This is a genomic window from Streptomyces sp. NBC_01622, from assembly GCF_045209635.1.
Classification (GTDB): Bacteria; Actinomycetota; Actinomycetes; order Streptomycetales; family Streptomycetaceae; genus Streptomyces.
In genome coordinates, this window is record NZ_CP109293.1 from 6,824,891 (window position 1) to 6,846,333 (window position 21,443).

The following is a 21,443-nucleotide window of genomic DNA, read 5'->3' on the forward strand; positions in this document are numbered from 1 at the left end:
CCCCTCCCACGCCGCGCCCTGACGCACGGGTCCGCCCCGCGCCCCGTTAGACGCGGAACGGACCCGTGTGGTCACTTACTTGGCGCACTCAACCTTGTCCGCCGTGGACTTCTGGACCCCCTCCGGCGTCGACCCCGCGGTCGAGGTGAGCGGAACGCCGGCTCCCTTGAAGTCCTTGCCCAGGGTCAGCGTCATCGCCGGCAGCCCCTGGGAGTTCTGCACACTCTTGCCCGGCTTCATCGCGGACCCCGAGAGGCCCATGATGGCGGCGAGCCGTCGAGCCTGGTCCGCCTGGTCGGGTGCGTACTCGAGGGTCGTCTTCGCGAGCGCCGCCGGAGCGTTGCCCGCGTTCTCGGACTTGAGCACGCCCTCATCATTCTGCAGCCACGTAAGAGTTTCCTGTGCGCTGCCGGCGACGGCCCCTCCGTTGAGGATCCGCACCCGCACCGCGGAGGCGGCGGACTTGGTGCCCTTGAGCCGGGCGGCCACGGCGGCCTTCTCCTTCGCGGCCTTCTGCTTGACCGCGGTGAAGGAGGTGTCGCTCTTGATCAGCGAGAACACCTGCGGGGCGGTCGTGTTGTTGAGGACGACCGTCACCGGGGTCTTCTCCGCCGGGTTGTCGACGACCGGCACGGTGGTGAAGGTCAGGTTCTTCGGGTTGAGCTTGCCCAGCTCCAGACCGAGGTCCTTCAGCTTGCTTATGCTGTCGAGGTTGTCGTCGACGGTCAGCGCCTTGGTGCCGGCCTCCGCCAGCTTCAGCATCTTCGCGGGGTTGGTGAGCGTGGAGTTGGACTTCAGCTTCCGCATCAGCGCGCTCAGGAACTGCTGCTGCAGCGTGATCCGGCTCAGGTCACCGCCGAAGCCCACCGAGTGCCGGGTCCGCACGAAGGCCAGCGCCTGCTCGCCCGTGAGATTGTGCGTGCCCTTGGACAGCTTCAGATGCGAGTCCGAGTCGTCGATGTTCTTCGCCAGACAGACCTCGACACCGCCGACGGCGTCCGTCAGCGTCTTCACGGCGTTGAAGTCGGCCACCATGAAGTCGTCGGGCTGGATCCCGGTCAGCTCGGTGACGGTGCGCACCGTGCAGCTGGGCGTGCGGCCGCTCTGGCCGAGGCTGGTGTTGAAGCGGACGCCCGTCGAGCCCGGGATGACCTTCGACGTGCCGTCCGACTGGGTCGTAGGACAGTCCGGGACATCGGTGATCAGGTCACGGGGGATGCTGAGCGCGGTCGCGTTCGAGCGGTCCTTGGACACGTGCAGCAGGATCGTGGTGTCCGCGTGGCCGACGCTGCCGGCGTCGCCGTAGCCCTCGTTGCCCGCGCCCGTGCGTTTGTCGGTGCCGATCACCAGCAGGTTGATGGCCTTGCCCTTGCTGAAGCCACCGGTGCTCGCGCCGTCGTCGGAGACGGCCGTGATGTTGTCGTTGAGGTGCTTGATGTAGAGGTAGCCGGCCGCGGAGACGGCCACCAGCACGAAGGCCAGACCGCCGCCGGTCCACATCAGGATCTTCTTGCCCTTGGCCTTCTTCTTCACCGGCCGGCGACCGCGCCGGGCGGGTGGCTCCTCGGGCGCGCCCCGCCGTCTGCGCGGCGCAGGCACCTCACGCCCGGGGGTCCTCGGGACCGTCTCCCGCTCCGGCGCCGCCACGCTGCGGTTCTGCGCAGTGGCTCTACGGGGCCCCGGCACCGCTGACTGCGGTGTGGAAGGAGTCAGTCGCAGTTCGTATTCACCAGTGTTCGGATTGAGTACCCACTGGTCTGCGGGGTCGATGTTGTCCGCCCGCCTACGGCCTTGCGCGTCCACGGTTTACCGAATCCTCCGTCGGGGCCACGCGGCGCCTTCCCCCTTCAGGCGCTCGGGTCTCGTTCATCCGGTGCGCAAGCACACCGGATCGCTCACACTATCCGGCCAGTTGAGCGTCAAGTGACGGCGGTGACAAATTCCACGTCCCTACAACCGGTCAATCCGCCCTATTTTTCGGAACAGAAGTTCGTCGACTTGGTGTGCGCTTTACCCGCAGCCGTCCTCGGCGGCGGTGTTCCCGCGAAATGTCGGCGCGGACGTGGCCCCCGAACCGGGCGCCGGATTAGGGGCGTTTGCACCGGAATCCCGTGGAACTTCGGGAACTTCCCCGGTCACCGCGACCGTCGCGTCCGTACGAATCCGGGCGAACAGCTTTTCGGCCTCGGGCTCCACGAGTTGGTCGCGATTCGCGTTATAGATGTACGACTCCCGCGGAACGGTGAGGAATTGCACATGTTCGGTGGGGATGTCCCGTACGTCGCGCACCAGTTCGTACAGTCCGCGCAGACTCGCGAGATCCGGATCGGTCGTCAGGGACGAGGTGGCGGCGTCCAGCACCGGATACAACTTCGCCGGATTGAACAGCACGTCGTCGCTCTGCACCTTGTTGACAAGTGCGCCCAGGAATCGCTGCTGACGGTCCATCCGGTCGGTGTCACTGCCGTTCCCCAGCGACTTCCGCGCCCGCACGTACCCGAGCGCCTGCTCCCCGTCGAGCGTGACCCGCCCCGCCGGCAGCCTCAACTTGGCAGCCTTGTCGCGAATAGGCGCTTTAAGACAGACCTCCACCCCATCAACAGCATCGACCATGTCCTTGAACCCATGGAAGTCCACCACCATGTGATGGTCGATCCGCACGTCGGTCAGCTTCTCCACGGTCCGGATCGTGCACCCCGAACCCCCCACCTGGAACGCGTAGTTGAACATCGCGAACATCGGCTCGGTCCGCGTCCCGTCCGGCCGCAGACACCCCGGCACATCCACCATCAGATCCCGCGGCAAGGACACCGCGGTGGCGCTGCGCCGGTCGGCCGCCAGATGCAACAGGATCGTCGTGTCCGACCGCTCGGTCCCCGAGTCCCGCCCGTACTTCGCGTTCCCGTCCCCGGACCGCGAGTCGGACCCGATGAGCAGAATGTTCTGCGCCCCCTTCACGAGGGCGGTGGGCCGCTCCTTCTCGTACCGGGCGAGCTCGGCCGCGGCGGCGTTGTCCGGCGTGATGTTCCCGTCGAGCTTCGCGTAGACGGCCCACCCGGCCCCGACGGTCCCGAGAACGACCACGCCGACCCCGAGCCCCACCCCACGCACCCACCGCCGACGCCGCCGCCGCACAAGCCCCGCCCCGGAAGCGGAAGCCCCCGCACCCGGCCCGAGAACCCCTCCTGCGGTGTCGTCGAACACGTGCGGTTCCACCCCTCATGGCCGTCGTGCGAGCGCGTGGTCCTGCGTGTGGTTCTGCTCTTACGACCATGGCGTGGATGGGGTGGGGAGGCGGACGGTGGGGGTCCATTCGGGTGACTGGATGTACCTGGGGGGCGCGGGGAACTGCGCGACCGGCCACAACGGACCCGCACCCGCCGTACGACCCCCGCCACCCCCTTCAGTAGCGCGTCACAGTCACCCGCTCACTCTCAACGCGCTTCGCCAAAGCCCCCTCGCCCAGCTGATCGAGATTCCGGCACAACACCACGGACCCCCCGGAGGCCAGCGGCGCATACAACCCCGCACTCAACCCCTCCCAGGTGTCGTACGACAGCCCGGACAACACCCGGGCCCCCGCCTCGCCGTCGGCCCGAGCCCGCTCGACAACCTGCACACCTGTCAACTCCACCCCGCCCACGACCAGGGCGGGATCCTCAGGATCGACCGGCGAGAACGCCACGAACCGATCCCCCTGGCTCGGCACCTCGACGGCATAGTCGGCGAACCCGGCCGGAGTCTGCGGAAACCGCCCCCCAAGAGGCCGCAGCGCAAGAGCCACCCGCTCCCCACCGCAAGCCCGAGCCGCTTCCAGCGAGTCGGGCCCGCTCACGACCACGTCGGCCGCCGCAGGATCCCCGTCCACGTCCGCGACCACCCCCACCGACGAACACGCCAGCAACCACACCGCCGTCTGCCAGTGCGCCGGCAGCAACAAGACGACCCGATCACCGGGCCCCGCCCCAAGATCCCCCTGAAGGAGATTCGCGGTCTTGGCCACCCAATTGGCGAAGGTGGCCACGGACAATTCGACACGTTCCCCCGTGGCGTCGTCGTAGAAGGTCACCAGGGGGCGGCCGGGATCCGCGGCGAGCGCGGAACGCAGCAGGTCGGCAGGGGTGCGATCGGTGGCGTTCACCCGCGAAAGCGTACGCGGGCGCGCGACCGTACCCGCAGTGCGGGACCACCGGTTCGGACGAACGGCAGCCGACGGTCCGTCAGATCCCAAATAGACAGATATATAAGACTATGTTCAGGATCAGGGGCATGCGTGGATTTCTTGCTTCCTCGATCGGCGTCACCTGCGCCGCCGCACTGGCCCTCCCGCTCACCCTGCCCGCAGCCGCCGTGCCGACCAAGGCTCCGGCTCGGGCGGCGCAGCCGACGAGCGGCGCGAGATCCGCGCCGACGGCCGCCGAACCGGACCTCCCCGGCAGCACCCAGTCGCTGCCCCTCGCCCCCACCACCCGCGACCGCACCCGGGGCGCGGCCCCCGAACAGGGCCTGACCCGCGACGACATCCACCGCTTCGCCCTCGTCGGCGTCACCTGGGACGACCCGGACACGGAACTGCGCGGCCGGGTCCAGGTCCGCACCCGGGCCACCGGCACCGGTCAGTGGTCCGGCTGGCAGGACGTCGACACCCACAACGAGGACCACGGTGCCGACCCCGGCACCGCCGAACGCGATTCGGGCCACGTCCACGGCTCCACGGCTCCGCTGTGGGTGGGCGACTCGGACGGAGTGGACGTACGCGTAAGAGCGGACCGGGGCGCGACACGGGCCGTAGGAGACCAGGCGTCCGCGCTCCCCACCGGACTGCACCTGGAACTCGTGGACCCGGGCGCGGAACCCCCGGCCGCGGGCGCCCGCGCGCCCGCCCGCCGCGCCGCCCTGCCCCTCGCCGCCACCGAGCTCCCGGCGCTGAGCCGGGCGGCCACCGAGCGGGAGGCGGTCACGAGGTACGGCCGGTCCAAGCCGTACATCGGGCCGCGCCCGCGCATCATCACCCGGCGCGGCTGGGGCGCCGACGAGAAGCTGCGGGAGAAGGGGTTCGTGTACACGAAGAAGGTCAAGGCGGTCTTCGTGCACCACACCGCCTCCGGCAACAACTACAGCTGCTCGCAAGCCCCTTCAGTCATTCGCGGTATCTACCGCTACCACGTCAAGAGCAGTGGCTGGCGCGACATCGGCTACAACTTCCTCGTCGACCAGTGCGGAAACATCTACGAGGGGCGCGCCGGGGGAGTGGCGAAGCCGGTCCGGGGCGCACACACCCTCGGTTTCAACACGAACAGCACGGGGATCGCCGTCCTCGGAACCTTCGGCACCGCCAAACCGTCCTCGGCGGCAATGACGGCCATCGCCCGCCTCGCCGCGTGGAAGCTCGGGCTCTACGGAGTCAATCCGCGCGGCAAGACATACCTGAAGTCCGGTGGTGGCAATCTCTACCGAAAAGGAAAGAACGTACGACTCAACGCGATCTCCGGCCATCGGGACGGTTTCGCCACGGAGTGCCCAGGACGGCAGCTCTACGGCAGGCTCGGCTCGGCCCGCTCCACGTCGGCCCGGTTCCAGGGCCGCTGACGGCGGGGGTGCCGGGGAAGGGTCTGCGGGACGCGTGCACGGTCCGCATACACTGGCCGGCCGAAATGGACAGTTCGGCCGGTCCCGGCAGGAAGCAGAGACGACAGGTGACAGAAGCGATCCTCCTGGTCGGCGGCAAGGGCACCAGGCTGCGCCCCCTCACGGTGCACACCCCGAAGCCGATGGTCAGGGCGGCGGGGGTGCCGTTCCTCACGCATCAGCTGGCGCGGGCGAGAGCGGCGGGCGTGGAACACATCGTCCTGGCCACTTCCTATCTGGCGGAGGTGTTCGAACCGCACTTCGGTGACGGTTCGGCCCTCGGCCTCCACATCGAGTACGTCACGGAGGACGAGCCCCTCGGCACGGGCGGCGCCATCCGCAACGTGGCCCCGCGCCTCCACTCGGCCCCCGACGACCCGGTCCTGATCTTCAACGGCGACATCCTGACCGGCCTGAACATCAGGGCCCTGGTGGACACCCACGAGGCGACCGGCGCGGACGTCTCCCTCCACCTCACGAAGGTCACCGACCCGCGTGCCTACGGCCTGGTCCCCACCGACGAGACCGGCCGCGTCCTGGCCTTCCTGGAGAAACCGCAGACCCCCGAGGAGATCGTCACCGACCAGATCAACGCGGGGGCGTACGTCTTCCGCCGCTCGGTCATCGACACGATCCCGGCGGGCCGCCCGGTGTCGGTGGAACGGGAGACCTTCCCGGACCTCCTCGCCGCCGGCGCCCACCTCCAGGGCCTGGTGGACTCGACGTACTGGCTGGACCTCGGCACCCCGGCGGCCTTCGTCCGCGGCTCGGCGGACCTGGTCCTGGGCCGCGCCCCGTCCCCCGCGATCCCCGGCCGCTGCGGCGACCGTCTGGTCCTGCCCACGGCCCGGGTCGCCCCCGACGCCAAGCTGACGGGCGGCACGGTGGTGGGCGAGGGCGCGTTCGTGGCGGAGGGCGCGCGGGTCTTCGGCTCGACGATCCTCCCCGGCGCCGTCATCGAACCCGGCGCCGTCATCACCGACTCCCTCATCGGCACCCGGGCCCGTGTCGGCGAACGCTCCGTCCTCACCGGCACGGTCATCGGCGACGGCGCGGTCATCGGCGCCGACAACGAACTCCGGGACGGCATGCGGGTGTGGTGCGACGCGCGGATTCCGGCGGGGGCGGTGCGGTTCTCTTCGGACCAGTAGGAGGGGACTTTTCGACTTGCCGAGTCGGGTGGTGGGTGGGCATAGGCACGGGGGTCTGGGGGGCAGAGTCCCCAGGGACGCCCGCCCCCACCCACCCGCACGCTCACAACTTCCCGATGTCCCCGCGAGGCATCTTCGGCGCCCGCCGAGCCGGGGTCCGCCCGCTCAGCAGAATCAACCGGGCCGCCCGATGCCGCTGCCCCGCATACGGCTCCAGCAACGACAGCATCACCGCGTCGTCCGCGTCCCGGTCCCCGGCGAGCGCCCACCCCACGATCCCCGGCAGATGCAGATCCCCCACGGTCACCGCGTCCGCCGCCCCATGACTCCGCTGCACGGTCTCCGCGGACGTCCACGGCCCCACCCCCGGCACGACCTCCAGCCGGGCCCGCGCCTCCTCCGCCGGCATCGACACCGCCTGCTCCAGCCGCGCGGCGACCCGTACGGCACGCAGGATCGTCGACGCCCGCTTGTCGTCGACCCCGGCCCGGTGCCACTCCCAGGACGGAATCAACGCCCACGCGCGCGGCGCCGGCATCACCCACATCCGCCCGCCGACGGGCCCCGGCGCGGGTGACCCGAACTTCCGCACCAGCGACCGCCAGGCCCGATACGCCTCGTCGGTCGTCACCTTCTGCTCCAGCACCGACGGAATCAACGACTCCAGCACCAGCCCGGTCCGCGTCAGCCGCAACCCCGGCCGCCGGTGCTGAGCGACAGCCACAAGCCGATGCCGGGGCACGAACGCGTCGGGGTCATCGGCGGCACCGAGCATCTCCGGAAACCGCTCCAACAACCACTCACCGCCGGGCCCCCAGGCCTCGCCGCGAACTTCCGAGCCCCGTGCGGTGACCCGCAAGGTTCCAGGTCCCACAGGCGTGAGGCTGGCCCGCCACAGGGACCCGTCCGCGTCCGCCCGAAACGTGGGATCCCCGGGCCCCCGCCGCAACGGCCCGAGCACCAGCCCGAGATCAAGCGGCCAGTCCGGCACCCACCGCCGCACCCGTCCCGCTTCGGTCACTTGCCGAGGCACACCCCCAGGCACGACAACATCCCCACCCCGCACGGTTGTACGGGTGGGCCGATGAACGAAACGTCCGGCCACAGTGAGATCCAGGGGTGAGGTGAGTTACCTGAGGAGTGTCAGGAGCCTAGGCCCAAAGGGGCGCGGGGCTGTGTCAAGTTGCGGCTCCGCCGCGTGGGCGCGACCAGCGACATACGACCCGCACCCGCAAACGAACACAGCTCCAACGGCGATTCAGCGCACCTCGACAAAAGCCGACGCATCCCGCTCAGCCCGAGCCGCAGGCGACGCGGCCGCATGCCCCACAGCCACCGCCCCCATCGGATCCCACCCCTCCGGCAGCCCCAGCACCTCCCGCACGACATCCCGGCAGAACATCGTCGAAGACACCCACGCCGACCCCAGCCGCTCCCCGGCAAGCGCCACCAGGAAGTTCTGCACACCCGCCCCCACGGCCACCACGAACATCTCCCGCTCGGCCCCGTCCCGCCGCGCGTCCCCGTACGTGTGCGACCCGTCCATGACGAGACACGGCACCACGAGATACGGCGCCCCGCGCAACACGTCCCCACGCCGCACCCGCTTGGCGATGGACTCCTCGGACTTCCCGTCCCGCCGCAGATCCGCGACCCACGCGTCCCGCATCGCGTCCAGCAACGCACCCCGCGACTCGGCCGACTCCAGCAGCACGAACCGCCACGGCGTCGTGTGATGCGGCGCCGGCGCGGTCACCGCCGCGGCCACGGCCCGCCGTACCGCACCGGGGTCGACCGGCTCGTCGGTGAACGCCCGTACCGTACGGCGCTGGGTCACCGCTTCCCGTACCGCCTCCGACGTCCCCAGCCGGAACATGTCGTCGCGCCCGCCCCGCACCATGGCCCGCGCCCCCGTCCCGTCGCCCTCGGAGGTCACGACGTGCGGCAGCCCCCGCACCACCGCGACCGGCAGCCCCGCGGCCTTGCCCTTGACGAGATCACCGGCGGCGGCGAGTTCGTCGGCGGTCGCCACGACCGTCGCGCTGAGCGGGTTGCCGTAGACATCCGTGCCCCCGCGCAGATCGTCCAGCACCCGCACCCCGGCGGCGCCGATCGCGACGTCCGTGAGCCCCGTGCGCCAGGGCCGCCCGAAGGTGTCGGTGACGACGACGCCGATGTCGACGCCGAGCGCGTCCCGCAGGCCGTCCCGGATCGCGCGCGCGGAGGCGTCCGGGTCCTCGGGCAGCAACAGCACTGTCCCGGCAGGGGTGTTGGAGGCGTCGACCCCGGCGGCGGCCATGATCAGACCCTGCCGGTTCTCCACGATCCGCAGAGCGCCGCGCCGCGCCACGACCCGTACGGTCTCGGCGTCGATCGCGGCCTCCCGGTCGGCCGCCTCGACGATCCGCCCCTCCGCCTTGGACACGATCTTCGAGGTGACCAGGAGCACGTCCCCGTCGACGAGCCCGGGCTCGGCGGCGGCGATCAGCTTGGCGAGGTCGTCCCCGGCCGCGACCTCGGGCATCCCGGGCACGGCCCAGACCCGGTAACCCTCCACCGGCGGTTCCTCGCTCATACGGCCCGCACCTCCTCCGCCAGCGCCAGCGCCTCCCGCGCCATCCGCGCGGTCGCCTCGGTGTCGGTCATCATCAGCGGTACGGCCCGGCAGCGGATCCCGGCCGCCTCGACGTCCGGTACGGAGGCGGCGTCCACGGTGTCGACGAGCCAGCCGTCGAGCAGCCCGGAGCCGTAGTGCTCGGCCACCGCGGTCGCCGTGGACTCCACGCCCACCGCCGCGAGGACCTTGTCGGCCATCCCGCGCACGGGCGCGTCCCCGACGATGGGGGAGAGGCCGACCACGGGCACCCCGGCCTCGGCGATCGCCTCCCGGATGCCGGGTACGGCGAGGATGGTGCCGACGGACACGATCGGGTTGGACGGCGGGAAGAGGATGACGTCCGCCTCCGCGATCGCCTCCAGGACGCCGGGCGCGGGCTTGGCCTGCTCGGCCCCGACCGGTACGACGGCTTCGGCGGCGACCGAAGCGCGCAGCCGTACCCAGTACTCCTGGAAGTGGATCACCTTGCGTTCGCCGTCCAGCTCGACGGCGACATGCGTCTCGACGCGGTCGTCCGTCATGGGGATCAGCCGCACCCCGGGCTGCCAGCGGTCGCACAGCGCCTCGGTGACCGCGCTCAGCGGATACCCGGCGCCGATCATCTGCGTCCGCACGATGTGCGTGGCGAAGTCCCGGTCGCCGAGCCCGAACCACTCCGGCCCGACCCCGTACGCCCCGAGCTCCTCCTTGAGGTGGAAGGTCTCGTCGGCACGGCCCCAGCCCTGCTCCTCGTTGATGCCGCCGCCGAGCGTGTACATCACCGTGTCGAGGTCCGGGCAGACCTTCAGCCCGAAGAGGTGGATGTCGTCCCCCGTGTTGCCGATCACCGTGATGTCCGCGTCCGGCACGGCCTGCTGAAGACCGCGCAGGAACCGGGCACCACCGATACCTCCTGCAAGAACCACAATGCGCATGGGCACAAGTCTTGCAGGCGGGTACGACAACGCGTCAGGCAGTCACGGCATCGACTGGTTCGAGCCCCGTCCGCCGCGCGCAGGCCGTGTGCATGGGCATCTCGGTCAGTCCCGGGAAGTAGACGTGCAGGCTTATGGCCGGTTCGAGGGTGTCGTTGACGACCTCGTGGACGTACCCCGGCGCGAACACCCGCTGCGCACCCGCCCCCAGCGCGCGCGTGCCCCGCTCGGTGCGCTCGGTCAGCGTGCCGTCCAGGACGGTCAGCACACCGGAGGAGGGGCCGTGGTCGTGCAGCCCGCTGCCCTGTCCGGGCACCCAGGACAGCAGCCACACCTCGTAGCCGGGGCCGGCGCTCAGCCGGTGGTACCAGCGGGTCGTCGCGTCGTACTCGACGAGATGTTCCCACTGGGCGCGGTCGGCGGCGACCGAGCGCGCCAGGCCGACGAACTCGGCCACGGTGGCCGGGTGTTCGCGCGGGGCCCGGAGGAGGTGCGGGACTTCGAGGATGTCGCCGGCGATCTGGAGGTCGCTGTCGCTGTTCATGGGGGTGCGGTGGTTCCTCGGCGTAAGAAGTAACGGCGGGGGCTGGGTGTCACCAAAAAACGAGAAAACAGGTAGGGCCGGAGCGCGTAGGGCTCAACAGCCGGAACAGCAACAACAGCTACAGCGAGCGTGGGCAGCACCGAGGGACCCGGCGGAGCGGGTCGAGGTGAGTGCCAAGTTCGCGAGCATGCCCACAAGAACATCGGTTCACACCCGCACTGTCAACTCGACGCCCGGTATGTGGGACATGTTTCACCTCATCCGGTTCATCTGGGAGGTGAAAGGTTTGTTCAGGAGGCTATCGGGACACATGGCGCACAACCGGGCGCATAAACCCCGTGGAACGAGATCGAACTCCTGAGCGTCCTCCCCCGTACAGGCTCCGTCCCGGGGTAGGAGGCCCGTGAGGGTCTCTGCCGCCTGTCAAGGTTTATGCCGATTTGAACACTTTCCGCTAGGCCTTGGTTCCGCAGAGTGAATAAGGGGCCCAATAGCAGATCTCGGCTTGACTCGCCCGGATCAGCACACTTGTAATTTCACTCGTGTCGTTCAGCCGACATCGGTAACGGCTACATCACGGGGACGCGAAAGACAGACGAGGGGCGCACATGACCGAGCTGGTGCAGCAACTGCTGGTCGACGACGCGGACGAGGAACTCGGCTGGCAGGAGCGCGCGCTGTGCGCCCAGACCGACCCCGAGTCCTTCTTTCCCGAGAAGGGCGGCTCCACCCGCGAGGCCAAGAAGGTCTGCCTCGCCTGCGAGGTCCGCTCCGAGTGCCTCGAATACGCCCTCGCCAACGACGAACGCTTCGGCATCTGGGGCGGCCTCTCCGAGCGCGAACGCCGCCGGCTCAAGAAGACCGCCGTCTGAAGCGCACGGCATGCCTCGGGACATATCTCGGGATCTACTGAACGGCCCGTCGCAGCTGGGTTATCCACAGGCGGCGGGCCGTCGCTGTGCCCAGCCGATAGTGTGGGCGATCGTCCGAGACGTACCGCAGTCCCCTCGGGACGCATGCGTCCACCGCAGTCCATCGAACCGGGGCCCGTACCTCGATGTCCGTGCACAGCCACACGGCAGCCCAACACGACGCTGCCACTCCTGAGTTCCCGCGTCACGTAGTCACCGCGGTGCTCGTCTCCCACGACGGCGCCCGCTGGCTGCCCGACGCGCTCGCCGGGCTGCTCGGCCAGGAACGCCCCGTGCAGAGCGTCATGGCCGCCGACACCGGCAGCGCGGACGACTCCGCCCAGTTGGTCACCGACACCCTCGGCGCCGACCGCGTGCTGCACCTCGCCCGGCGCACCGGCTTCGGCCAGGCCGTCGAGGAGGCCAACCGCACCGCCCCCGTGCTGACCCCGGACGACCTGCCGTACCTGAAGCGCCCCAGCGGCTGGGACCCCGTCACGCGCACATGGCGCGACGACGCCTACGACATGCCGGAACTCCCGCACGGCGAGCCCGTCCAGTGGCTGTGGCTGCTGCACGACGACTCCGCCCCGGAGCCCGACGCCCTGGCCCAACTGCTGCGCGTGGTGGACCAGGAGCACGAACTCGGCCGCGACGACGTGGCCGTCGTGGGCCCCAAACTGCGCGGCTGGTACGACCGCCGGCAGCTCCTGGAGGTCGGTGTCACCATCGCCCACTCCGGGCGCCGCTGGACCGGCCTCGACCGCCGCGAACAGGACCAGGGACAGCACGACCACGTCCGGCCCGTGCTGTCTGTGTCCACCGCCGGGATGCTCATCCGGCGCGACGTCTTCGACGAACTCGGCGGCTTCGACCGCCGGCTGCCCCTGATGCGCGACGACGTCGACCTGTGCTGGCGCGCCACCGCCGCCGGCCACCGCGTCCTGGTCGCCCCCGAGGCGGTCGTACGGCACGCCGAGGCGGCCTCCCGCGAGCGCCGCGCGGTCGACTGCGCGGGCCGCACCGTCGCCTCCCCGCACAAGGTCGACAAGGCCGGCGCCGTCTACACCCTGCTCGTCAACAGCCGTACGGCCGTGCTGCCCTGGGTCCTCGTCAGGGTCGTCGTCGGCACTGTGCTGCGGACCCTCGCCTATCTCGTCGGCAAAATCCCCGGACAGGCCCTCGACGAGATCCGCGGCCTCCTGGGGACCCTTCTTCGTCCCGAGCGGATCATCGCCGGACGGCGCAGGCGCGGCACCCCGCAGATCGACAAGGCGGAGCTGCGGCCGCTCTTCCCGCCGCCCGGCGCGACCCTGCGGGCCACCTTCGAACAGGCCGCCGCCAGCTTCGTCGACACCTCCGACCCCGAGATCACCTCGGGGGCCGGCCGGCACGGCGGCGCGGTCGAGTCCGGACCCGGCGGCGACGACGCGGACTTCCTGGAGATCGAGCAGTTCGCGCGCGTGAAGCGCATCGCCCGCAAGCCCGGCCCGGTGCTGTTCCTGGTGCTGCTGCTCGTCTCGCTCGTCGCCTGCCGTGGCCTGCTCGGCAGTGGCGCGCTCACGGGCGGCGCGATGCTGCCCGCACCCGGCGACTCCGGCGAACTGTGGTCCCGGTTCCTGGACTCCTGGCACCCGGTGGGCGCCGGCGGCACCCCGTCCGCGCCGCCGTACCTCGCGTTCGTCGCGATGCTCTCCTCGCTGCTGTTCGGCTCGACCGGCCTCGCCGTCACAGTCCTGCTGGTCGCCTCGGTGCCGCTGGCCGGCTTCACCGCCTACTTCGCCTCCCGCCCGCTCGTCGAGTCCCGCCTGCTGCGCGCCTGGGCCGCCGTCGTCTACGCCTTCCTCCCCGCCGCCACCGGCGCTCTCGCGGGCGGTCGCATCGGCACCGCCGTACTCGCCGTGCTGCTCCCGCTGGCGGCCCGCGCGGGCATCGCCGCCAGCGGTCTGACGCACTCCTCGGGCGCCCGCGGCAGCTGGCGCGCCACCTGGGCCTACGCCCTGCTCCTGACGGTCACCACCGCCTTCACGCCGATCATCTGGCCCATCGCCCTGATCCTCGGCATCGCGCTGCTGGTCGTGCGCAGGGGCGACATCACCGCCTACGGCCTGCGCTTCCTGGCCCAGTTGGGCACCCCGCTGCTGATCCTGGCGCCCTGGTCGCTGACGCTGCTCCCGTTCGGCTTCTTCCAGCAGGCAGGCCTGGAGTACGGCTCCGGGTCCGCGTCCCCGCTCGACCTGCTCGGCGCCAGCCCCGGCGGCCCCGGCACGGTCAACAGCCTGATGCTCATCGGCATCGTGCTGGCCGCGCTCGCCGCCCTGCTGCGCAGCGAGCGCACCTTCGGCATCCGGGCCGCCTGGGGCGTCGCCCTGGTGGGCCTCGTCTTCGCCGTCCTGTCCAACAGCTCCACCTGGGCCGGCCCCGCGACCCTCGTCTACGGCCTCGCCCTCCTCGCCGCCGCCGCGCTCGGCGCCGACGGGGCACGCGCGCGTGTCGCCGAGCAGAGCTTCGGCTGGCGCCAGCCGGTGGCCGTCCTGATCGCCTTCGCCTCGGCCGCCGGCCCGCTGCTCGTCGCCGCCGGCTGGATGCTCGGCGGCGCCGACGGCCCCCTGGAGCGCCGCGACCCGACACAGGTGCCTGCGTTCGTCGCCGAGGAGAGCGACACCCAGGACCAGGCCCGCACCCTCGTCCTCGACAGCGACTCCGCCGCCCACGTCGGCTACATGCTGGTGCGCGGCTCCGGCGCCCGCATGGGAGACGGCGAGTTCGCCGCGGCGGACGGCGAGAACAGCAGACTCGACAAGGTCGTCGCCAACCTCGTCGCCGGCTCCGGCGCCGACCAGGCCGACGAACTCGGCGGCTTCGCCGTGCGCTACGTCCTCGTCCACAAGGGCGCGCCCCGCGAGGTCAGCCGCGTCCTGGACGCCACCCCCGGCCTCAGCAGGCTCAGCCAGGCCGACGGCAGCGCCCTGTGGCGGGTCAACGCGCAGGTCTCCCGCGCGGCCATCGTCGCCGGTACCGCCGCCCCCAAGCCGGTCGCCGCAGGACCCGTCGACATCCACACCACGATCCCGTCCGGCGCCACCGGCCGCGTCCTGCGCCTCGCCGACTCGGTCGCCGCCGGCTGGACGGCCACCCTGGACGGCAAGCAGCTCACCCGCACCACTGTCGACGGCTGGGCCCAGGGCTTCGAACTCCCGTCCTCCGGCGGCCGGTTGGACGTCACCTACGACGACCCGATCGGGCACACCGCCTGGCTGTGGACCCAGGGCGCGCTCGCTCTCGTCCTCGTCGTGCTCGCCCTGCCGGGCCGCCGCCGTGACGTCGACGACGACCTCCCCGAGGAGGAGTTGATCCCGGCCCAGGCTGTCGCGGGCGAGGGCCGCCGGGCCCGCCGTCTGCGCGCCCAGGCGGAGACCGAGGCCGCCGCCCAGGCGGACGAGCCCGTCGGCACCGGGGAGTTCGACGCGTTCGGCTCGGACACCACTCCTCCTCCTGCGGAGGAGGCCGCCGCCGCGATCCCGCAGCAGCAGTCCTACAGCGACTGGGACGCCGCGAGCTACGCGGGCGCCGAGTACGGCCCCTACGGCGGCGAGCAGTACCAGGCCGACCAGCAGTACCCGGCGGGCACCTACGACCAGTCGTACCAGGCGGACCCCTACCAGGGCGGCCAGTACGACCCGTACGCCTACGGCGGCCAGCCCCCGGCACCGGCCTACGACCCGACGTACGAACAGGGCTACGACCAGAACCAGGGGCAGGACCAGGGCTACGACCCGAACTACGACCCCGCCTACGACCCGGCGTACGACCCCGCCCAGCAGTATCCGCACGGCAGTGAGCGCCCCGACGGGAGCCAGCAGTGAACCGCACCACCCTGTCCTTCCTCGCCGGCGTGGCCGCGCTCGCCGCCGTCACCGGGTTCGCCGAGATGAAGACACCGGCCGCGCCCGGCGCGCACACCGCCAAGGCGGCCGCCCAGCTGCCCGTGGAGCGCACCAGCCTGCTGTGCCCGGCGCCGAGCACCTCCGACCTCGCCGACACGTCGTACACGTCCTTCACGCCCGTCACGACGGGCACGGACGACAGCGGCAAGGCCGAACTCCAGGCCGCGGGCGAGGAGTCGGGCGACGGCACGAGCAGCAAGAACAAGAAGAAGCCCGCCAAGCCCGTCCTGGCGCCCAAGGCCCCCGGCACGCCGGCCACCGGTGACAGCTCCGGCGCCGACTCGCCCGCGCTGCTCGGCACGGCCGAGGGCAAGTACGCGCCCGGCTGGACCGTCCAGGAGACCACCGAGGTCGCCGCGGGCAACGGACGCGGCCTCCAGGGCGTCAACTGCACCGCCCCGGACACCGAGTTCTGGTTCCCGGGCGCCAGCACCTCCGCCGACCGCACCGACTACGTGAACCTCACCAACCCGGACGACTCCGCCGCCGTCGTCGACATCGACCTCTACGGCAAGGACGGCGACCTCAAGTCGACAGTGGGGGAGGGCATCACGGTCGAGCCGCACGCCGACGAGCCGATCCTGCTGTCCACGCTCACCGACAACCAGGAGACCGACCTGACCGTGCACGTGGTCGTGCGCAGCGGCCGGGTCGGCGCGTCCGTGCAGGCCCTCGACGCCAAGCTCGGCGGCGACTGGCTGGCCGCGTCCACCGACCCGGCGGGCAGCCTGGTCATGCCGGGCATCCCGAAGGACGCCACCTCGGTACGGCTGATCGCCTTCACACCGGGCGACTCGGACGCCGACCTGAAGGTGCGGCTGTCCTCGCCCACCGGGATGATCACGCCGGCCGGGCACGAGACCGTGCACGTCAAGGCGGGCATGACGGTCGGCGTCGACCTCGGCGACGTCACCCGCGGCGACCCGGGCTCCCTGGTCCTGACGCCGACCGACCAGTCCGTGCCGGTCGTCGCCGCGCTGAAGGTCGTACGGGGCAAGGGCAGCAAGCAGGAGACGGCGTTCATCCCGGCGACCGGCGCGGTCGGCACGCGCGCGACGGCCGCCGACAACAGCAGCAAGGGCTCCACGCTGTCCCTGGTCGCGCCCACCCGCACCGCGACCGTCAAGGTCACCGCGTCCGCGGGCAGCGGCGGCGGTACGCCGGTCTCCAAGACGTACACGATCAAGGCCGGTACCACACAGGACGTCGAACTCCCGGTCCCCGGCGGCCTGAAGGGCACCTACGCGCTGACCGTCGAGCCCCAGTCGGGCGGCCCGGTGTACGCGGCCCGGACGCTCTCGGCGACCGAGGAGGGCGTACCGGGCTTCACGATCCAGACACTGCCCGACGACCGGGGGACGGTGTCGGTGCCGCAGACGGACGAGGACCTGTCGGTCCTCCAGAAGAAGTAGCGGCCCGCGATCCCACGCGCGCGGGGAGGGTCAGTCCTCCCCGTAGCGCGGATCCACCGTCTCCGGGGTGAGCCCCAGCAGTTCGGCGACCTGCTCCACGACGATCTCGTGGACCAGGGCCGCGCGTTCGTCGCGCCCCTTCGTGCGGATCTCGACCGGCCGCCGATAGATCACCACGCGCGCGGGCTGCCCCTCACGGGCGGCGATCGTGCCCCCCAGGGGCACCGACTCGTCGTTCCAGCCCTCGCCCGCACCACCCAGTCGAGGGACTTCGAGGACGAGGAAATCGATGTCGGCCAGCTGCGGCCAGCGTCGCTCCAGACGCTCCACGGAGTCCTGCACCAGATCCGCGAACGCCTCGGCCCGGCTCGCGGCCAGCGGAACCTGCGGCGGTGCGATCGGGCCGCGCATGCCCCGGCCGTGGCGATCGCGGCGGCGGGGCCCGGGGCCGGCGGCAGGGGGCGGTACGGGGGTGTCCATCACTGGTGAAGCGTAGTCCCCGTCAGGTCCCGCCGCCGGACTCCACTCGCCGTCCGGGGGCTCGGGCGCCATGTCGCCGGATGACCATTCCAGCCAAGGTTGGGCTCGATTCCGTATGTCTCCAAGTCCGTCGCTCTCAAGGCAATTGACGGTGTTTGTACCGAGTGATGACCGGACCCGATCCCGTTCGAGATCCCGAGAAGGGGCGTTCGCGCAGGTCAGTGGCGTGTTGTCGGAGAGGTGTGTGGGGCGTTTCACAACCCGACACGGTGGAGTGACCTGGGAGAGAGTCGTCGCGGCCCGCTCAAGAGTGCGGTACCGTCCAACGTCGTGAGCCCTGTACGTCGCTGTTCGCGCACCGCTTGCGGCCGGCCCGCCGTCGCGACGCTGACGTACGTCTACGCCGACTCGACCGCGGTCCTCGGCCCGCTCGCCACCTACGCCGAACCCCACTGCTACGACCTGTGCGCCGAGCACTCCGAGCGCCTCACCGCGCCCCGCGGCTGGGAGGTCGTCCGCCTCCTCGACAGCTCCGCTCCGGCGCGCCCGAGCGGCGACGACCTGGAAGCGCTTGCCAACGCGGTCCGCGAGGCGGCCCGCCCGCAGGAGCGGGCGGCCAGGGGCGGGGCTCGTACGGCGGACCCGATGGAGGTCGCGCGCCGGGGGCATCTGCGGGTGCTGCGGTCGCCGGACAACTGAGCTGGACAGCTGAGCCGGACAACTGGGGGCGGCTGTCCGGGAGTTCGTTCAACGATCCCATGGTGACCCTGCCCGCTGGAGGGACTTGCTGCGCAGAGTCCTGCCCCGAGCTCAGGTAAGAGTCTGTGGACGGCTCAGTTACCGCACGTCGCGCTGTCGGTGCGGGCGGGTAGTTTGGGGCGACCGATAGGACTTTCTGGAGGGTTGGCCGTGTCTGCTGATTTGTCGCAGCTCGTGAAGGCGTACGACGTACGGGGCGTCGTCCCGGACCAGTGGGACGAGTCCTTGGCCGAGTTGTTCGGGGCGGTCTTCGTCCAGGTGACCGGCGCCAGTGCGATCGTGACCGGGCACGACATGCGGCCCTCGTCCCCCGGGCTCTCCGCCGCCTTCGCGCGCGGGGCGGCGGCGCGCGGCGTCGACGTGACCGAGATCGGTCTGTGCTCCACGGACCAGCTGTACTACGCCTCGGGCGCGTTCGGCCTCCCCGGCGCCATGTTCACGGCCTCGCACAACCCGGCGAAGTACAACGGCATCAAGATGTGCCGGGCGGGCGCGGCCCCCGTCGGCCAGGACACCGGCCTCGCCGAGATCCGCCAACTCGTGGAGTCCTGGCTGGACTCGGGCGCCCCCGAGGTCTCCGGCCCGACGGGAACGATCACGAAACGGGACACGTTGGAGGACTACGCGGCGCACCTCCGCGGCCTCGTCGACCTGACCTCCATCCGCCCCCTGAAGGTCGTCGTCGACGCGGGCAACGGCATGGGCGGCCACACGGTCCCGACCGTGTTCGCCGGTCTGCCGCTCACCCTGGTCCCGATGTACTTCGAGCTGGACGGCACCTTCCCGAACCACGAGGCCAACCCGCTCGATCCGGCCAACATCGTCGACCTCCAGGCGCGCGTCCGCGAGGAGGGCGCCGACCTCGGTATCGCCTTCGACGGTGACGCCGACCGCTGCTTCGTGGTCGACGAGAACGGCGACCCGGTCCCGCCGTCCGCGATCACCGCCCTGGTGGCCGCCCGCGAGCTGGCGAGGAACGGCGGCACGGGCGTGATCATCCACAACCTGATCACCTCCTGGTCGGTCCCCGAGGTCGTCAAGGAGAACGGCGGCACACCGGTACGCACGCGCGTGGGCCACTCCTTCATCAAGGCCGAGATGGCGAAGTCCGGCGCGATCTTCGGCGGTGAGCACTCCGCGCACTACTACTTCAAGGACTTCTGGAACGCCGACACGGGCATGCTGGCCGCCCTCCACGTCCTCGCCGCGCTGGGCGGCCAGGACGGCCCGCTCTCCGCCCTCGTGGCCCAGTACGACCGTTACGTGGGCTCCGGCGAGATCAACTCCACGGTCGACGACCAGGGGGCCCGCCTCGCGGCGATCCGCGCCGCCTACGAAGGCCAGGACGACGTGACCCTCGACGAACTCGACGGCCTCACCGTCACCTCCGCCGACTGGTGGTTCAACGTCCGCCCCTCCAACACGGAACCGCTGCTGCGGCTCAACACGGAGGCGCGGGACGAGGCGACGATGGGGAAGGTGCGGGACGAGGTGCTGGGGATCATCAGGGGCTGACGGTTTCTTCTCTATGCCGGTCGGGAGGTTTCGGCCCGTCCGGCGTTCGAGAACGAGGCCGTTCAGGCCGAAGCGGGGTCTGGGGGCGCAGCCCCCGGGTCCGTCGGCCCCAACCCCGGCACGCACCCCCCCCACCGGCGGTAACCTGACCAGGCACATCCGCACGCACCGTCGTAGACATTCCGCCTCGGAGGGACACCCCATGCCGCTCGAAGCCGGCCTCCTGGAGATCCTGGCCTGCCCGGCCTGCCATGCCCCCCTCAAGGAGCAGGACACCGAGCTGATCTGCACCGGTGAGGACTGCGGCCTGGCCTACCCCGTACGGGACGGCATCCCCGTCCTCCTCGTCGACGAGGCCCGCCACCCCGCGTAACCGACGACGACGCGATCGGAGGCCGCCGCCCATGCTCGACGAATCGCTGCTCGACTCCCCGGAGGCACTGGCCGAGGCCGACCGCCGAACCCTGCTCCGCGGTGCCGCCGAAGCCGGTGCGAGGGTGCGCACAGCCGCCCGGCACGCCGCCGAGGCCGGAGTCCACGACCTGAAACCGGACGGCCGCCCCCGCGCCATCCTGATCGCGGGCCCCGGCGCCGCCGCCACCTGCGTCGCCGACCTGCTCGGCAAGCTCGCCGGCGCCAGCAGCCCCGTCACCCGCCTGGCACCCACCGGAGTGGCCTCCGCGGCCGGCGCCCTGCGCTGGGAACTCCCGGGCTGGGCGGGCTCCGTGGACCTGCTGCTGATCACCACCCCGGACGGCAGCGAACCCGGCCTCTCCCTGCTCGCCGAACAGGCCTACCGCCGCGGCTGCACCGTCGTCGCCGTGGCCCCGACCCGCAGCCCTCTCGCTGAGGCCGTGGACGGCGCCCACGGCCTCTTCGTACCGATGGCGACCGCACCGTACGAACACGACGAACCGCTGGCCGCCTCCGCCCCCGGAGTCCTCTGGGCGCTGCTCACCCCGCTGCTCGCGCTCCTGGACCGCACCGGCCTGCTCAGCGCGCCGCCGGAGGCCCTGGAGAAGGTCGCCGACCGGCTCGACCAGGTCGCCGAGCGCTGTGGGCCCGCAGTCGTGACGTACAGCAATCCCGCCAAGACCCTGGCCGCCGAACTCGCCGACTCGCTCCCGGTGATCTGGACGGAGGGCGCGTCGGCGGGTCCGGCGGGCCGCCGTTTCGCCGCCGCGCTCGCCGAGTTGGCCGGCCGCCCCGCGCTCGTCTCCGAGCTGCCCGAGGCGCTCGCCGAGCACAACGCCCTGCTGGCCGGCCCGCTCGCCGCGAGCGCCGACCCCGACGACTTCTTCCGCGACCGCGTCGACGAGGCGCCCGCGCTGCACGCGCGCGTGGTGCTGCTCCGGGACCGCCCGATCGGCGGCCTCACCGCGGCCCCGACCGCCCGTGACCTGGCCCTCAGCCACGACACGCCGATCAGCGAGCTGGAGCCCGAGGACGGCGGCGAGTTGGAGACCCTCGCGGAGCTGATCGCCATGACGGATTTCGCCGCCGTTTACCTGGCGCTCGCCTCGGGCGCCTGATCTTGTCGTCGAATCCCTGAGCCGCCGTACACC

General features: G+C 71.4%; 17 protein-coding genes. 9 read left to right on the top strand and 8 right to left on the bottom strand.

Translation table 11 applies throughout. The features are described from left to right. Positions 1-75 precede the first annotated feature (75 nt). The 3 genes from OH768_RS31560 to OH768_RS31570 form a co-directional block, all read right to left on the bottom strand. Positions 76-1,803, bottom strand: a complete 1,728-nt coding sequence (locus OH768_RS31560) for an LCP family protein (RefSeq protein ID WP_406459217.1) — start codon at positions 1,801-1,803, stop codon at positions 76-78. Between the two features lie 207 nt (positions 1,804-2,010). After that, positions 2,011-3,135 (bottom strand): LCP family protein, encoded by a 1,125-nt coding sequence (locus OH768_RS31565; RefSeq protein ID WP_406465516.1) that lies wholly within the window; start codon positions 3,133-3,135, stop codon positions 2,011-2,013. A 268-nt stretch (positions 3,136-3,403) separates the two neighbouring features. Next, a complete protein-coding gene (locus tag OH768_RS31570; protein ID WP_406459219.1) occupies positions 3,404-4,141 on the bottom strand; it encodes a TIGR03089 family protein in 738 nt (245 codons plus the stop codon). A 128-nt stretch (positions 4,142-4,269) separates the two neighbouring features. Between OH768_RS31570 and OH768_RS31575 the strand changes: the two genes are divergently transcribed. Then, positions 4,270-5,589 (top strand): peptidoglycan recognition protein, encoded by a 1,320-nt coding sequence (locus OH768_RS31575; protein ID WP_406459221.1) that lies wholly within the window; start codon positions 4,270-4,272, stop codon positions 5,587-5,589. 107 nt (positions 5,590-5,696) lie between these two features. Next, entirely contained in the window at positions 5,697-6,779 is a 1,083-nt protein-coding gene (locus tag OH768_RS31580; RefSeq protein WP_406459223.1) for a sugar phosphate nucleotidyltransferase, read from the top strand. 103 nt (positions 6,780-6,882) lie between these two features. On the opposite strand, the gene OH768_RS31585 is transcribed toward OH768_RS31580, so the two are convergent. The 4 genes from OH768_RS31585 to OH768_RS31600 form a co-directional block, all read right to left on the bottom strand. Next, positions 6,883-7,884 carry a DNA-3-methyladenine glycosylase family protein gene (locus OH768_RS31585; RefSeq protein WP_406459225.1) on the bottom strand — a complete coding sequence of 334 codons (1,002 nt, stop codon included), beginning with the start codon at positions 7,882-7,884 and terminating at the stop codon, positions 6,883-6,885. 153 nt (positions 7,885-8,037) lie between these two features. Continuing rightward, positions 8,038-9,354 carry a coenzyme F420-0:L-glutamate ligase gene (locus OH768_RS31590; RefSeq protein ID WP_406459227.1) on the bottom strand — a complete coding sequence of 439 codons (1,317 nt, stop codon included), beginning with the start codon at positions 9,352-9,354 and terminating at the stop codon, positions 8,038-8,040. Continuing rightward, the gene (gene cofD / locus OH768_RS31595) at positions 9,351-10,310 is read right to left on the bottom strand and encodes a 2-phospho-L-lactate transferase (RefSeq protein ID WP_262064231.1); all 960 of its coding nucleotides are present in this window, start codon (positions 10,308-10,310) and stop codon (positions 9,351-9,353) included. Before cofD ends, OH768_RS31590 begins: the two co-directional genes overlap by 4 nt. Positions 10,311-10,344: 34 nt before the next feature. After that, positions 10,345-10,854: a cysteine dioxygenase gene (locus OH768_RS31600; protein WP_406459230.1), complete on the bottom strand. Its 510-nt coding sequence runs from the start codon at positions 10,852-10,854 to the stop codon at positions 10,345-10,347. A 608-nt stretch (positions 10,855-11,462) separates the two neighbouring features. Here OH768_RS31600 and OH768_RS31605 point away from each other — a divergent pair. From OH768_RS31605 to OH768_RS31615, 3 genes are all read left to right on the top strand, one after another. Continuing rightward, entirely contained in the window at positions 11,463-11,726 is a 264-nt protein-coding gene (locus OH768_RS31605) for a WhiB family transcriptional regulator (protein WP_406459232.1), read from the top strand. 185 nt (positions 11,727-11,911) lie between these two features. Then, entirely contained in the window at positions 11,912-15,631 is a 3,720-nt protein-coding gene (locus OH768_RS31610) for a glycosyltransferase (protein WP_406459234.1), read from the top strand. Beyond that, positions 15,628-17,124: a DUF5719 family protein gene (locus OH768_RS31615; RefSeq protein WP_406459236.1), complete on the top strand. Its 1,497-nt coding sequence runs from the start codon at positions 15,628-15,630 to the stop codon at positions 17,122-17,124. The genes OH768_RS31610 and OH768_RS31615 overlap by 4 nt, the downstream gene beginning before the upstream one ends. Positions 17,125-17,154: 30 nt before the next feature. Here OH768_RS31615 and OH768_RS31620 read toward each other — a convergent pair whose 3' ends face one another. Beyond that, positions 17,155-17,604 (bottom strand): metallopeptidase family protein, encoded by a 450-nt coding sequence (locus tag OH768_RS31620; RefSeq protein WP_019072215.1) that lies wholly within the window; start codon positions 17,602-17,604, stop codon positions 17,155-17,157. Positions 17,605-17,883: 279 nt separating this feature from the next. On the opposite strand from OH768_RS31620, the gene OH768_RS31625 reads away from it, so the two are divergent. The 4 genes from OH768_RS31625 (at position 17,884) to OH768_RS31640 (ending at position 21,410) form a co-directional block, all read left to right on the top strand. Beyond that, entirely contained in the window at positions 17,884-18,303 is a 420-nt protein-coding gene (locus OH768_RS31625) for a DUF3499 domain-containing protein (RefSeq protein ID WP_406465518.1), read from the top strand. A gap of 210 nt (positions 18,304-18,513) precedes the next feature. Continuing rightward, complete coding sequence (locus OH768_RS31630) at positions 18,514-19,878, top strand: phosphomannomutase/phosphoglucomutase (protein WP_406459238.1); 1,365 nt, start codon at positions 18,514-18,516, stop codon at positions 19,876-19,878. 202 nt (positions 19,879-20,080) lie between these two features. Beyond that, positions 20,081-20,251 (top strand): Trm112 family protein, encoded by a 171-nt coding sequence (locus OH768_RS31635; RefSeq protein ID WP_019072213.1) that lies wholly within the window; start codon positions 20,081-20,083, stop codon positions 20,249-20,251. Positions 20,252-20,282: 31 nt separating this feature from the next. Further along, entirely contained in the window at positions 20,283-21,410 is a 1,128-nt protein-coding gene (locus OH768_RS31640; RefSeq protein WP_406459240.1) for an SIS domain-containing protein, read from the top strand. Positions 21,411-21,443: the final 33 nt, after the last annotated feature.

Excerpts from the sequence above, each read along its gene's own strand:
- OH768_RS31575 (WP_406459221.1), top strand. The coding sequence starts at position 4,270 with ATGCGTGGATTTCTTGCTTCCTCGATCGGCGTCACCTGCGCCGCCGCA.
- cofD (WP_262064231.1), bottom strand. The coding sequence starts at position 10,310 with ATGCGCATTGTGGTTCTTGCAGGAGGTATCGGTGGTGCCCGGTTCCTG.
- OH768_RS31590 (WP_406459227.1), bottom strand. The coding sequence starts at position 9,354 with ATGAGCGAGGAACCGCCGGTGGAGGGTTACCGGGTCTGGGCCGTGCCC.
- OH768_RS31610 (WP_406459234.1), top strand. The coding sequence starts at position 11,912 with ATGTCCGTGCACAGCCACACGGCAGCCCAACACGACGCTGCCACTCCT.
- OH768_RS31640 (WP_406459240.1), top strand. The coding sequence starts at position 20,283 with ATGCTCGACGAATCGCTGCTCGACTCCCCGGAGGCACTGGCCGAGGCC.
- OH768_RS31600 (WP_406459230.1), bottom strand. The coding sequence starts at position 10,854 with ATGAACAGCGACAGCGACCTCCAGATCGCCGGCGACATCCTCGAAGTC.
- OH768_RS31635 (WP_019072213.1), top strand. The coding sequence starts at position 20,081 with ATGCCGCTCGAAGCCGGCCTCCTGGAGATCCTGGCCTGCCCGGCCTGC.
- OH768_RS31605 (WP_406459232.1), top strand. The coding sequence starts at position 11,463 with ATGACCGAGCTGGTGCAGCAACTGCTGGTCGACGACGCGGACGAGGAA.
- OH768_RS31620 (WP_019072215.1), bottom strand. The coding sequence starts at position 17,604 with ATGGACACCCCCGTACCGCCCCCTGCCGCCGGCCCCGGGCCCCGCCGC.